Origin of the sequence: Escherichia sp. WS547, from assembly GCF_046486065.1 — a bacterium.
Taxonomy (GTDB): domain Bacteria; phylum Pseudomonadota; class Gammaproteobacteria; order Enterobacterales; family Enterobacteriaceae; genus Escherichia; species Escherichia coli.
Map to the genome: position 1 here is coordinate 35,583 of NZ_JBJQMA010000024.1, position 13,329 is coordinate 48,911.

A 13,329-nucleotide genomic window follows, 5' to 3' on the forward strand; every position below is an offset into this window, starting at 1 on the left:
GTGTATCTAAGGGGGGCAATAATTTCAGGCCATCTTCGGATGGCCTGAGATTGTTGATAAACAAGTTTGTTAGCTTACGCAGATACCAGATTTGACCTGCGTGAGAACCGCAGGCCATTTATCATTTCAGTTACCCCTTAAACGTTAACCACGGTCGAAATCTGACCGCTGGCTGAATTAATCCGGCTTCTTGTTGGGCTTCGATAACCGGACCAATATCTTTATAAGCCGCTGGCGCTTCTTCAAGACGTCGTTCTTCACGCAATGTGACGCATTGCCACGGCAGCGTTGACTCTTCAGTCGCGCTTGAGCGCATGGCCTGTCGACGCTGGCTGCGTCCTGCTCCGTGACTGCATGACCACAGCCACTCCGGGTTGCCGCAACCGACTGCAAGCCACGAATAATCGCCCATTGAACCGGGGATTAATGCCAGATCGCCCACTCGTGCCGGTGTTGCACCTTTGCGATGAATATTCATTTCATGCTCGCGAAGGATGATGTTATGTGGTACATCCACCACCAGATGCGAATTGTCCTGATGAAAGAGATTGGCGAGACATACGCGCACCATTTCGGCAATTGTGACGCGATTTAACCACGCGTAACGCGCCGCCATTCCTATCGCTTGTAGATATTCCTCCGCCAGTCCGCCTGCCAGACCATATAACCCGCTTTGTGGATGTTTATGTCCGGTGGGCCATTCAGCACGGGCGCGATCCATCCAGCGTCTTCCGACGTAAAAGCCAACATCTCGCGATCCACTGTGGATCATCACCACAATATCGCCTGTTTTCAGCCCTTGTTGCCAGGCTACATGGCGATCAACCACGCTATCAACGACCTGAAGTTCAATAAAATGATTACCTGAACCCGGCGTACCCAGACAAGGATCGCGGAGTAATGCGCGGTCCGTTGCCAGCAGGGCGGGTGGGGCATAACGCGAATGACTGTTATGCTCGTTAAGCCCAATGCAGCGGTCAATCTCTTGTACCATTCGGGGGATATTCGTGCGTGTCCAGAGACCTGCTGATGGCAAGGTCGACACGCAATCTGCCGGTCCGCCATCAAAAAGCGCGGTGAACGCCTGTGCGGATAACGGAACATCGCGCTCATTTTGCAGTAGCACTTGCGTTAACCGCTGAGCGATGACGTCTTTATGCGCTTCGGCTTGCTCAAGTGTTAATCCGGTCGTCAGCAGCCGCATGCCACAAGAAATATCGGTGCCGATGGCGGCGGGAATGACTAAATCCGGCGTTGAGGCCACCACCGCGCCAACGGGGACGCCATTGCCGGGATGAAAATCTGGCGTCGCGCACGTCTGGCGCACATAACCTGGGTGGTCTGGTAGCTTCGCTTCTGCAAAATCAAGCAGTTGTGTTACTGCTTTTTCTTCCAGCGGCAGTTCGTCCGGCAGCAGTACGCGGGCACTGGCACCTGATGGACGAGATAATGAAACAATATTGTTGGCGCGGGAAAGTTGGATCCCTTTGCGCAGAAAGGCTTTATCAAGCCTTGAAAGATGATGCATAACGCTGTCCTGAAATATAGACGTTAAACAACCCCCTGTATTGCGAGGGTAATTTTGTCTTTCCGGTCAGCAGCCAGCAAAAGGGAAAGAAAACGCGCGTAGTGTATGTGGCGATAGCAAGTTTTACAAGTGGTAAATCTGGCTTATTGTTAAAGAGGAATTATCTTTTGTGAAGTCTTTTAAGGCCATGACTCATTCAATTTAACCGGACATAGATAATATATAACATAGGGTATATAAATTTATCATTGTATACTTGTCATAATTCAAGTTGCATGTGCTGCATCGATGTTCGCTCACTCAGGTCACTTACTTATGTAAGCTTCTGGAAATTCATTATTTGTTCCCTTCCTGCAACTTGACTTATTTAGAGTATATTCATGTATATGAATAATATTCTTGCAATAATAGCTTTAAAGTATTGCATGCGGATAACTGAGGTGAAATTCCTGTTTTAGGATTATTGTCACTTTATTTTCCTGGTTAGACATATAGCTGACTGGTTTGTTTATTTGAATTATGATATTCATTAGTGCTACTGTTTTTTATAAAATAATTTTTGAATTGTTATTTTTTCACGGACGGAATTATGCGAGGAAAAATACCTAAAACGGAGCTGCTGGTGACTTTTGAGGTCGTCGCACGTTATGAAAGTTATACCAGAGCGGCAGAGGAGTTAGCGTTAACCCAAAGTGCAGTATTCAGACAAGTAAGTGCGCTGGAGGAATTTTTACATACTCCGTTATTTTCACACTCTAAAAAACGCATTTTTCTTAATGATGCAGGGAAGTATTACCTGGGGATAGTAAAAGAAACATTAAATAAGCTGGAACGCGATACCAATACCATTATGACCTGGCAGCCTACGGTTCAGGTTATTGAACTTGCCGTGAATCCTACGTTTAGTACCCACTGGTTAATCCCAAATTTACATGAATTCACAAAGTTACATCCCGATATTATTGTTAATATTCACTCTTTAGCTAATAACGGCGATTTTCTTAATCGGGAGTACGATGCTGTCATTATGCGCGAAAATTTTTGCGCGCCCTGGGCGGAAGTAGAATATCTCTTTGATGAGGAGATTTTGCCGGTATGCAGCGGCAGTTTGCTTGCAATGTCCGATCAAAAACTGTCAGTGGCAGAACTGCTTACAGAGTTACCACTTCTGCATCAAAGTACCCGTATTACTGGCTGGGAAGAGTGGTTTGCCTTATCTGGCGTTAGCAGTCCGCTGGTCAACAACGGACCACGTTTCGATTTGCTTTCAATGCTGATTGCCGCCGTGCGCTCTAATCTCGGCGTGGCGCTGTTACCACGGTTCGCTATTCAACATGATTTGGATAGTGGCGATATGGTGATTCCCTGTGATGTGCCTATTCGTACCGGTAATCGTTTTATTATGACGTGGCAGGAAGAGAAGTCTGACTCACCGCACTTGCAGCAATTTCGTGAATGGTTGCTGGCGAAATCGGTTGTACCGCAGGAGATGTAAAACCTGCGCCTGGCGGGATGCCAGGCGCAGTTATTACCAGTCGATACCCGGCTGGGCCTGAATGCCGTTATCAAAAGCATGTTTGACGGGGCGGATTTCGCTGACCGTATCCGCCATTTTTAATATCTGACTGTGGCAACCGCGTCCGGTGACAATGACACTTTGTTGTGCCGGGCGGTTTTGCAGAGAAGCGATCACTTCTTCGGTATCCAGATAATGGTAAGCCAGCATATAGGTCAGCTCATCAAGCACCACTAAGTCGTAACGCTTGTCAGCCAGCATCCGTTTGCTTTCCGACCAGACCTCTTTCGCCGCGTCGATATCCGCTTGCCGGTTCTGTGTCTCCCAGGTAAAACCGGTTCCCATAATATGAAACTCAACCCCCAGCGGCTGGAGAAGGTTGTATTCGCCGTTGTCCCATTGCCCCTTGATGTACTGCGCAACCCCCACCGTTTTGCCATGACCCACCGCGCGCGTCACAGTACCAAACGCGGCAGTGGATTTCCCTTTGCCATTGCCGGTGAAAACAATCAAAATCCCTTTTTTCTCTATCGCCGCCGCGATGCGCGTATCGACCTGTTCCTTCAATTTCTGCTGGCGCTGCACATGCCGTTCAGTTGAAATTCGCGCTTCCATTCATTTTCCTTAATGTCCCGCAGGGCAACTGGCGCAGCGGTGTTGCTGCTCAAACTGACTAAAGAAATTATTGCCTTTATCATCTACCAGGATGAATGCGGGCAGATTTTCCACTTCCATCATCCACACCGCTTCCATACCCAGCTCCGGGTATTCCAGGCAACGCAGACTTTTGACATATTCTTGCGCCAGTAACGCAGCTGCACCGCCAATACTACCCAGATTGAAGCCACCATGTTTGTGACAGGCATCGGTGACCTGCTGGCTGCGGTTACCTTTCGATAACATCACCAGACTGCCGCCAGCCGCCTGGAAGGTATCGACATAACCGTCCATTCGACCGCCCGTGGTTGGACCCAGTGAACCGCAGGCCATGTTCTCCGGTGTTTTCGCCGGGCCAGCGTAATAGACAATATGATGCTTCAGGTAATCCGGCATCGGTTCGCCGCTATCCAGCCGCGCTTTTATTTTGGCATGGGCGATATCGCGCGCCACTACGATGGGACCATTTAACGACACGCGGGTGCCTACCGGTAATCTGGCGAGATCCTGCATCACGTCACGCAACGGACGGTTTAGATCCAGTTGTACATGTGGCGCGTGATTTTCTTCCCGCAGTGAGGCTGGAATATATTGCCCCGGATTGTGTTCGAGTTTTTCCAGCCAGATACCGTGCTTGTTAATTTTTGCTTTGATATTGCGATCGGCAGAACAGGAGAGCGCCATAGCTATCGGGCAAGAGCCACCGTGACGCGGCAGACGAATGACGCGAATATCATGAGCGAAATATTTACCCCCAAATTGCGCACCAATACCAAATTGCTGACTGGCCTCGAGCAACACTTTTTCCAGCTCAATATCACGGAATGCTTGTCCCTGCTCGTTTCCGCTGGTGGGCAAATTGTCGTAATATTTCGTTGAGGCCAGCTTGGCAACTTTTAAGGTTTGATCGGCTGAAAGCCCTCCGACGACAAAGGCGATGTGGTAAGGCGGGCAGGCAGCGGTGCCCAGCGATTTCATTTTTTCGATTAAAAATGCGGTCAGTTTTTCTGGTTGCAATAAGGATTTGGTTTCCTGATAAAGTGCGGCTTTATTGGCGGAGCCGCCCCCTTTATTAACACAGAGAAAATGGTACTCATTACCAGCGACAGCGCTGATATCAATCTGCGCCGGGAGATTGGTTTGCGTATTGACTTCGGTATACATATCCAGCGGCGCATTTTGTGAAAAGCGCAGATTATTTTCCTGGAAAGTACTGTAAATGCCTTTGCTTAAGGCTTCAGCGTCGTTACCTCCCGTCCATATCTGTTGCCCTTTACTGGCAACAATAGTTGCGGTGCCGGTATCCTGACAGTTGGGTAATATCCCTTTTGCTGAGACTTCAGCATTACGTAATAACTGCAACGCAACGTATTTATCATTACTACTGGCCTGCGGATCGTTAAGAATGCTGGCGACCTGTTGCAAATGAGCGGAACGTAAGAAAAAAGAGGCTTCATAAAATGCCTGCCGGGCAAGCAGCGTTAATGCTTCAGGAGCGATTTTTATCACTTCTTCGCCGTCTAATTCCGTTACTGTAATATGTTGATCGCTAATTAATGTATATTCTGTACCGTCTTTATTTTGTAGAAACGGTTCTTGCCAGATAAATGGTTTGGACATATTTCACTTTTCACCTTAAACGTTAGTGTTACTTAATTGCCGTCTAACTTCATGATCCGGCTTATAAAAATGCGTAGTCATTGGCTTCTGATTGCTTAAGATCCCCCTCAGGGCAGAGCAACGTTCGATTCATTGGGTTTTAATGCTTTACCCCGACAACCCTCGCCGAAATGTTCGCCTTCCCACCGACTCACCATCGCAGCGCCCATTGCGTTGCTCATGACGTTTGTCGCGGAACGCCCCATATCAAGGAACGGATCAACGCCCATCAGCAAGATCAGCCCCGCTTCCGGAATATTGAACTGGTTGAGCGTGGCGGCGATAACCACCATTGAGGCGCGTGGTACGCCAGCCATTCCTTTCGAGGTCAACATCAGGATCAACAGCATGGTGATTTGCTCACCGATGGATAAATGGATATTGCAGGCCTGGGCGATGAAAACTGTGGCGAAGGAGCAGTAGGCCATTGATCCAACGAGATTAAATGAGTAGCCAATGGGTAAGACAAAGCTGGCAATTTTGGGGGAAACGCCAAATTGCTCCAGTTTTTCAAGCGTTCCCGGAAAAGCCGCTTCAGAACTGGATGTGGTAAATGCCAGCAGGGCGGGTTCCGAAAGGGCGCGGGTCAGGCGTCTGATGCAGGGGCCGACATAAACGATGGCCAGACCGATAAGCAGCACCCAAAGTAATAACATGGTGAAATAAAATTCACCCATAAAGATCCCGGCGCTCACCATAACTGCCAGTCCTCGTTCAGCAATCAATGCTGAAATAGCAGCGAATACGGTCAGGGGAGCGAAGAGCATGACGTAGCCAGTGAGCTTTAACATGGCATGTGCCAGCGAATCTAAGGCGTGAACGATGGCGCTGCCTTTCTCGCCAATCGCCGTCAGGCTACAGCCGAGGAAAATTGAGAACACCACGATTTGCAAAATTTCATTGTGCGCCATGGCATCGACAATGCTGGTGGGGAAAGCATGCGAAATAAATACTTTTAGCGTAAAGGGTTCTGACGCGACCACTCCGGTGGTTTCGGCTCCGTGTGCAACAAAATTAATTCCTGTGCCTGGCATGAAGAAATTTACTGTTATCAAGCCTAAGGCAATTGACAGCAATGAGGCGCAAATAAATAAAAAGAGTGTTTTAGAAAAAATACGACCAAGGGCTTTGGCATCTCCCATTTTAGCTATACCTACCACCAGGGTAGAGGCCACTAACGGAGCGATAATCATTTTTATCAGTCGTAAGAAAATCGTCGTGAATATCGATATTTCTTGCGCATAGAGTTTTGCGGTTTCCGGTGAAGCAGTGTTATTGAGCACTACGCCGATAATCACTCCAAGTACCAGCGCCAAAAGAATCATCGTGGTTAAACTTATTTTCTTCATTTTTTCCTCCATCAGGTGCACGGCGATAAATCAGAATCAGGAGAAGTAGATGCCTGAATAGAGATTCAGGCACCTACCTGCTATTACAACCTTACAAATAGCTGAAGTGTTGAACTGCAATAAGTGACGGGATGTCAGTTGGCTAAAAGTATTCGGATTTTTACAAATCGAAACTCATATTTAATAAAGGTGCATGTTGCTGTGCACCATAGACATCATTGTCACCTACATTCCCGGAGATAATATCTCGTGGCATGACGATTTTTACTGCGTTAGAAGGATCAAACCAGACAATACGGTGAATAAAGTCAGGTTCAACATGATATAAGCGCGCAATCAGTTCTGGGGTTAATTGCCCTGATGATTTAACTCGCTCATAGTTTTCTTTCGTTTTAAATAAAATATCTAAAACCAGTTCGTAAGGTCCGGCATTTTTCGAACGAATGACTTGCGCCAGTGAGACAATTGACTGTTTCATGCCTGAACTCCTTCTGGCGTCACCTGTTCAATATGGAAATCAAAACGCAGAGCGTCGTTGGCTTCAATCAGGTGATATATGGAAAATTCGTATACTGGCCCGCCCTGGATATCAGAAGGGGAGAACGGAAACGCCAGGTTGCCTGCGGTAGCGATGCGGTTTTCATAGCCGTAGTGCAGCATAGTAGAGCGCACCAGCGAGCAAACGCTGTTGGCAATCTCCTGGGTCGGCGCAACTACATCTAGGACAATCCCCAGCTCATGCCCGGCAGTTTGCATCGGTTCATGGTCGCCCATCACCCCGTTTTTGCCGTACAGGTGGAAATTGATGTGAATGCTGTCATCGTCGAGCGACAGGTTACGCGAAACGCTGGTTTTGACTTCATCGATGATTTTATCGATCCCGGCGATCATGATCGGGTCGCGCGTTCCGGCGATGGTCAGACAGCGGAAGCCCACCCGTCGCGCACCTTCCAGTTTCAGGGCATACGGCGTTTCTTCATGCTTAGAACCGCTGACGTACACTTCGCTGTCATTGACCGCTTTAAATGTGCAGCCTTTCAGGTTCAACACGCCGCCAGGTCCAGGCAGGAAGTAGGGATCGGATTTCTCATACAGTGTGTGTGCAGCCGCTGACGTTTCGGTAAATTTACGCTTCGGATTAAATGTCTTCAGCGTAAAGCCGTTGTCATCAATGATGCCCATCGCACAGTCAGAGCCTGAGCCGGGCGTTGCGGCGATTGCCGCGCATTCAAGGATTTTCCCACAATGCAGCGCCAGACCTTCATCAAAGCCTTGCATGATCGGAAGCGCAGCAAAGCAGGCCGGGTCGTAAGCGCGCCCGCCCAGCACCACTTGCGCGCCTTCTTTCAGCGCCTGCTGGAAGGGTTCGATGCCCATTTGCGCGACGATATACGTACTTTCGTCAATCGCGTCGTGGGTTAACGGCGGGACAAAATCCAGCGCCGTGATTTTGCCGTTATCCAGCGCCTGGTGGACGATGGCTTTGTCAACGTCTGCCGGGATCAGCGCCATCGAGAACGAGAGGTGCTCTTCCCGGGCAATCTCATGAATTATTTCTCGGCACCACTCCAGGTGTGGTGCGGCACCAGAACCGCCAGCCGTTCCGATCACCACCGGTATATTATTTTGCACGCCTGCGGTGATCATATAGCGCAGATCGCGCTTGACCCCTGCGCGATCGGTAAACGGTTTGCCTGCCCCGAGGTAGTGGGGGCCTGGATCGGAAGAGCCTGCATCAACGGCGATCAGATCGGGCGATTCTGCCATCGCTTTGCGGAAGCTCTCTTCCGGGAATCCATACCCGAGGATTGCCGTTGGCGATAAGACTTTAAAAGAACGAGCCATTTGTTAATCCTTAGCCTGCAACAGCGCGATAGTACGATTCATTTCGTTGAAGACGATATCGAGGCCTTCGTCAAAGCCCATCCCTGGTTTTACCAGCATACGCATGGGGCGAGCGGCAAGGGCGACGTGGACACAGGTGCGGGCACTGACATCAGTTTCATTGCAGGTGCCGCCCTGGTACGCTTCCATGTTGTGGCTGTTGCAATAAAGAACTGCATCGACGATGTTGTGAATACTGCCCAGATCCGGGGTTTTGATTTGCACCATGTGGCAACTGGCGGCATCGGTGAAATCAACAATATCCTGGTAGGTGTTACACCATTCATCGGCCACTAGTTTCACGCCGGAACCGAGGCGCGTCAGCTCTTTGGTAATCGCGGTCAGCAGGCGAATTTGATCGGGCTTGTTACCGGCATCGACCGGACCTTCAATGTAGAGCGGCAGGCCTTGCGCTTCTTTTTCCAGGCTGGCGATGTATTGCGCACAGCGAAGCGGATCCATATCGAAGATCAGACCGATAGTGCCGTATACATCGATGTGCAGGGTAGGGTGGTAGCGTGCGCTGGTGCGCTTGCTCAGAATACGATCCGACAGCCAGCGGACATATTCGCGCAGTTTTTCACCTTTAAAGCCCAGTTTCTCTTCGACGTTATTAATCAGTGCATGGGGCAGCACGTCGATGCCCTTAAGGATCATCTTATCGACGGCGATATATCGATCGTCGCCGCTCTGACCAAATAATGGAATGGATTCCGCCACGCGTGGCAACTGCCATTCATCACAGACCACTTCAGTTTTCAGACGGCCGGTTGCCAGCGCGGTAGCATCAAGCAGCGCCTGTGATAATCCGTAGCGCACGGCGGTATGCAGCAAGTTGCCGTCAATACGCAATTTGTCGAAGAAACGGGCATTCGGCAGGAAAGTATCCACATCGCGGCCTACCAGTAATGGCTTGATATGGTCGTTGAGGAACGGAATAAAGTGCTCCGCGAGGAACAGTGGATCGCGACCACCTGCCCCGGAATACTGTACGGCAGCACAGTCACCTACGGCGACCGCGCCGTTTTCCAGAATCAACTGTACCGATACGCACTCCCCGGCCTGACGTACGGCGTTAAACCCCTGTGTTACTGGCTCCCCGGTATAAAAAAAACCGTCGTGACCCGCTCCGTTTTTTATCGCCTGCTGGTCATCGAAATAGAATGAGGAGTAGCCAGCGGTAAAAAGGGCCTGTTTTATTTTCATTATGGTCTTCCTATTAATTTACTGTGGGATACAGCATTGATGTCATCTACAACCATCTGGAATGTCGGTTGGCGTCCTTCAAAGCGTGCGCGTTCCGCAACGTAATCGTGGTGGAGGTCGAGAATATCTTTTGGCAATGGAACGGCTCCGGCTTCCAGTACGCGTATCGCGCCGGTGTTGTCACGGACCGGAAGAATTTTGCCCGCGTTACACGCGGCTGGTGCAAATGGCACATCCAGTACGCCCGCTTCAAATGCCAGCACCGTACCGCGCGCAATATCACCATTACCCAGTTCGAACACTTTATTCAGTACCGCGCGAACCTCGCTCTTAATCAGTTCAATTTCCAGTTCAACCGCAGGGCACGGCGGGAATTTCTGCTCATTGACCATGTTGAGCATCTGGCGGGAGGCTTTCAGCCCCTGAATGTTGGCAGCGGCAGTCGGGATTCCCCAGGCTTCGTGAGGGCTTTTGGTGATGACTTTGGTGGCACCAGACATCCCCGCGACGGCTGCACCCCAGGAGATAATGGCGAACGCTTTCGATTCGTCTTCCGGAAAGCCGCCCATCCACTGGTGAAATACGGTACTTAATTCATAGTCGGTATAGCCATAGTTCTGAAAGTATTCGTGTGCAAGTTCACGCAGAGACTGGATCGCCGCGACATCCTGCGTCAGGCTGCCGACCTGTCCATAACCAACGGTGATAGATTTCACACCCTGTTCCAGCGCCAGTAATCCTTCGATTATCGCGATAGAGTGCGAGATAAACGGCGGGATCAGCGTACCCGTTAGTGGGCCAAATGGTTCGCGGTTGATGCGGATCCCGTGTTCTTCATACATCCCCATTAAACGGTCGCAGTACTGCCAGTCGCGGATCGATTTTTCCAGCGTTACGCGCTTGGCATACGGAATATTGTAGGAAATGCCGCCGCCTTCATAACTGGTAAAGCCGCTGGCCATCGAGATTTCAGCCAGCAGACGCGCATCTGGCGTGCCGTGGCGGATCTGTAGCGGTTTTTGCAGAGTTTCGGTGAGGCGACGGCAAGCTGCGACGCCGTGGTTAACGACCGGTAAACCGTTCAGTTTAGAGGTTCCGGCTTCGATGGATTTTTTAATCCCTACAGCAGCTTCTTCGTACCGATTCAGACGGGTATATGCATCGATGGTGCTCGGCAGCAGATCGCACTCTTCTTGTAGTGTTTTCAGTAGTTCGATGTGTTCGTCCATCAGCGCCACGCCTGCGCGCGGTTGGCTAAGAGTTTTACCTTCCTTGTCTGCTTTCAGCAGGGCAAGAGAGAAGCGTTTATGCTCAGGAATGGTTTGTTGGTATTTAACGCCATCTTCAAAGTTTTCAACATCCTTGCCGGTTTCCCAGGTTTTCAATACCTGTTGCCGCTCGGTCATGAATTCGTTATGGGTTAATTTCTTATTTCGAAGTTCCATTGATTGCAGCCTTAATTGTTATAGGGTTAAGCATTGAATACTGGTGCGCGCGGCGGCCAGTGGATCGACTCTGGCGACGTTTGCCAGCAGTGGTAATAGCCCCCGGGAATCGCGGTAATATTCAAATTCGGTCGGTAAGAGAATGCGTTTACCGTCGTCGTTTAACTCGCGGTATTTCAACCAGTGATGCATATCGAACTGACTGGCACGCGAGAGCCATCCGCCGGAACCCACGACTTTACGCACGGTTGTCAGGTCACGTCCCATCTGTAAATCGACATTGCCGACGCAGGTGCAGACCTCTTTTTTGGTGCCCGCATGTCTTTCGGTGGCATAACCCACACACAGTCCGGCCAGGACGGTATCGAAATATTTTTCTTCTGCATTCGCGGGTAAGTAGTCGGGATGAGCGACTAGATGACGGAGGTAATGATAAAAAGCGTCCAGCTGTGCGGGTTGCTGAGCAAAATTCACATTGACTAACTCTTTCGCACTTTCACCAACCACCATTGCCGAGACGCGCATTCCCAGATCGCCTTCCACCGTCCGTTTCACGAAGGGTTCCGGTACGCCATGTAAAACAGTGTCGGGCGAGAGCGTGTTGGCACAGGCTGAATAGACATCGGTGGTTGCGCCGCCCATGTCGATCAGCATGAACTCTTTCCAGCTGTGATCGACGTTACTGATTGCCTTAACCAGTTCAAAGACCGTCCATGGTGTCGGCATTGGTTCTTCGCCTGTTTTATCAACAATGACATCCAGCCCTTTCCCTTTAACGATGCGTTTAAGGAATATGTCGCAGATAGCCTGGCGTGCAGCTAAAGGGTTCGGATGGTCAAGATCGGGCAGAACGTTGTCGACGATGGTCAGGTCTTTATGCCCTAGGATCTCCTGCACCTCGTCCTGAATATCCCGGTTTCCGGCATAAATAATGGCGCAGTCGAGTTTGGATTCTGCCAGCACACGGGCGTTATTCAGGCCGTAGCTTTCTTCTCCGCCGTCGGTGCCGCCGGTGAACAAGAGAATATCGGGCTGCGTTTCTTCCAGTGCCTGGATATCACGGCGGTTCAGCTTGTAGGCGTAATATTGCGCAATTTTAGCCCCCGCAGAGTGAGCGGTTACTTTCGCGGTTTCCAGGGTGATAGAAGGCACCAATCCCATTGCGGCAACCGCCAGCCCACCTTTGGCAGAGGAGGAATACTTCAATGTAACCTCACCGCTGTTAAACAGGGGGAGGGCATTATCTACGTTTAACACCAGGTTCAGGCTGGAGAAAAACCCCTTCGCCAGATGATGGGTGGTGGTTGGGGTCAGTACGTGGTTAACCAACGTTAACGCGTCCCCCTCCCGGGCGAAGAGGGCTGCTTTGGTCCACGTCGAACCAATATCGACAGAGACGATTTGCATCAGATTGCCTCTTCAAGAATGCGAGTATCAACGTTATGACGTTGGTTGATATCGTGGGCCATCAGCTGACAAACATCTTCTAAGTCATGACTTGGGGAAAAGACGCGATCAAATCCCATCTCTTTGAACTTGGTTTCCACGTCAGCGAAGTCATGTTTTCCGACCACCAGGTTACCGCCCACATAGAGCAGGATGTTACCCAGCCCACGCTCGATGCAGCGTTCGCGCATGCCCAGACAATCGATATCGCCATGCCCATAGATAGAGGAGACGACAATCGCGTCAGCACCAGTTTCAATGGCAGCATCAATATATTCGTCCTGGCTGACCATTACGCCCAGATTAATAACTCTGAAGTCATGGTTGCTAAAAACGCGGTCCAGAACTTTATTGCCTACTGCATGGCAGTCCGCGCCAATAACGCCAATCACAAGTGTTGCTTTCTTCATGGGTAATCCTTTGTAAGACAGAGAGTAAAATAAGTTACACACGTCGTATTTATGGCCGCTCATAACGGCACAGGTTTAATATCACAGGAGTGTCTTTATCTGACCGTAATGTTGCAATTGATCTATTTTCAAAATGTCTTTCGGGAAATGATTGTTTAAAGTGTGTTTTCAAATTCTCATTTTAATTCAGTGTGTTATGTCAACTAATGTCATGAATGTTAAATTTTTA

The 13,329-nt window shown here is 49.8% G+C and carries 11 protein-coding genes; 1 reads left to right on the plus strand and 10 read right to left on the minus strand.

Annotation, left to right across the window (positions count from 1 at the left end; all coding sequences use genetic code 11):
• Window positions 1-130: 130 nt before the first annotated feature.
• Window positions 131-1,528 (minus strand): RtcB family protein, encoded by a 1,398-nt coding sequence (locus tag ACJHWK_RS18920; protein WP_001522602.1) that lies wholly within the window; start codon window positions 1,526-1,528, stop codon window positions 131-133.
• A 589-nt stretch (window positions 1,529-2,117) separates the two neighbouring features.
• On the opposite strand from ACJHWK_RS18920, the gene ACJHWK_RS18925 reads away from it, so the two are divergent.
• A complete protein-coding gene (locus tag ACJHWK_RS18925) occupies window positions 2,118-3,023 on the plus strand; it encodes a LysR family transcriptional regulator (protein ID WP_001522604.1) in 906 nt (301 codons plus the stop codon).
• A 33-nt stretch (window positions 3,024-3,056) separates the two neighbouring features.
• Here ACJHWK_RS18925 and cobO read toward each other — a convergent pair whose 3' ends face one another.
• The 9 genes from cobO to glmS all read right to left on the minus strand — a co-directional run bounded on the left by cobO (window position 3,057) and on the right by glmS (window position 13,100).
• Window positions 3,057-3,659: a cob(I)yrinic acid a,c-diamide adenosyltransferase gene (gene cobO, locus ACJHWK_RS18930; protein WP_000388202.1), complete on the minus strand. Its 603-nt coding sequence runs from the start codon at window positions 3,657-3,659 to the stop codon at window positions 3,057-3,059.
• Between the two features lie 9 nt (window positions 3,660-3,668).
• Entirely contained in the window at window positions 3,669-5,321 is a 1,653-nt protein-coding gene (locus ACJHWK_RS18935) for a class I fumarate hydratase (protein ID WP_001522605.1), read from the minus strand.
• Between the two features lie 107 nt (window positions 5,322-5,428).
• Window positions 5,429-6,709 (minus strand): dicarboxylate/amino acid:cation symporter, encoded by a 1,281-nt coding sequence (locus tag ACJHWK_RS18940; RefSeq protein ID WP_001522609.1) that lies wholly within the window; start codon window positions 6,707-6,709, stop codon window positions 5,429-5,431.
• 160 nt (window positions 6,710-6,869) lie between these two features.
• A complete protein-coding gene (locus tag ACJHWK_RS18945) occupies window positions 6,870-7,187 on the minus strand; it encodes a DUF4387 domain-containing protein (RefSeq protein ID WP_000813947.1) in 318 nt (105 codons plus the stop codon).
• Window positions 7,184-8,554, minus strand: a complete 1,371-nt coding sequence (locus ACJHWK_RS18950) for an acyclic terpene utilization AtuA family protein (RefSeq protein ID WP_001522611.1) — start codon at window positions 8,552-8,554, stop codon at window positions 7,184-7,186. Before ACJHWK_RS18950 ends, ACJHWK_RS18945 begins: the two co-directional genes overlap by 4 nt.
• 3 nt (window positions 8,555-8,557) lie before the next feature.
• Window positions 8,558-9,799 (minus strand): methylaspartate ammonia-lyase, encoded by a 1,242-nt coding sequence (locus ACJHWK_RS18955; RefSeq protein WP_000695029.1) that lies wholly within the window; start codon window positions 9,797-9,799, stop codon window positions 8,558-8,560.
• The gene (locus ACJHWK_RS18960; protein WP_000423333.1) at window positions 9,799-11,244 is read right to left on the minus strand and encodes a methylaspartate mutase subunit E; all 1,446 of its coding nucleotides are present in this window, start codon (window positions 11,242-11,244) and stop codon (window positions 9,799-9,801) included. Before ACJHWK_RS18960 ends, ACJHWK_RS18955 begins: the two co-directional genes overlap by 1 nt.
• Window positions 11,245-11,262: 18 nt before the next feature.
• Window positions 11,263-12,651 (minus strand): methylaspartate mutase accessory protein GlmL, encoded by a 1,389-nt coding sequence (glmL, locus tag ACJHWK_RS18965; RefSeq protein WP_001522615.1) that lies wholly within the window; start codon window positions 12,649-12,651, stop codon window positions 11,263-11,265.
• Window positions 12,651-13,100: a methylaspartate mutase subunit S gene (glmS, locus tag ACJHWK_RS18970; protein ID WP_000710394.1), complete on the minus strand. Its 450-nt coding sequence runs from the start codon at window positions 13,098-13,100 to the stop codon at window positions 12,651-12,653. Before glmS ends, glmL begins: the two co-directional genes overlap by 1 nt.
• Window positions 13,101-13,329 lie beyond the last annotated feature (229 nt).

Excerpts from the sequence above, each read along its gene's own strand:
- ACJHWK_RS18920 (WP_001522602.1), bottom strand. The coding sequence starts at position 1,528 with ATGCATCATCTTTCAAGGCTTGATAAAGCCTTTCTGCGCAAAGGGATC.
- ACJHWK_RS18925 (WP_001522604.1), top strand. The coding sequence starts at position 2,118 with ATGCGAGGAAAAATACCTAAAACGGAGCTGCTGGTGACTTTTGAGGTC.
- cobO (WP_000388202.1), bottom strand. The coding sequence starts at position 3,659 with ATGGAAGCGCGAATTTCAACTGAACGGCATGTGCAGCGCCAGCAGAAA.
- ACJHWK_RS18935 (WP_001522605.1), bottom strand. The coding sequence starts at position 5,321 with ATGTCCAAACCATTTATCTGGCAAGAACCGTTTCTACAAAATAAAGAC.
- ACJHWK_RS18940 (WP_001522609.1), bottom strand. The coding sequence starts at position 6,709 with ATGAAGAAAATAAGTTTAACCACGATGATTCTTTTGGCGCTGGTACTT.
- ACJHWK_RS18945 (WP_000813947.1), bottom strand. The coding sequence starts at position 7,187 with ATGAAACAGTCAATTGTCTCACTGGCGCAAGTCATTCGTTCGAAAAAT.
- ACJHWK_RS18950 (WP_001522611.1), bottom strand. The coding sequence starts at position 8,554 with ATGGCTCGTTCTTTTAAAGTCTTATCGCCAACGGCAATCCTCGGGTAT.
- ACJHWK_RS18955 (WP_000695029.1), bottom strand. The coding sequence starts at position 9,799 with ATGAAAATAAAACAGGCCCTTTTTACCGCTGGCTACTCCTCATTCTAT.
- ACJHWK_RS18960 (WP_000423333.1), bottom strand. The coding sequence starts at position 11,244 with ATGGAACTTCGAAATAAGAAATTAACCCATAACGAATTCATGACCGAG.
- glmL (WP_001522615.1), bottom strand. The coding sequence starts at position 12,651 with ATGCAAATCGTCTCTGTCGATATTGGTTCGACGTGGACCAAAGCAGCC.
- glmS (WP_000710394.1), bottom strand. The coding sequence starts at position 13,100 with ATGAAGAAAGCAACACTTGTGATTGGCGTTATTGGCGCGGACTGCCAT.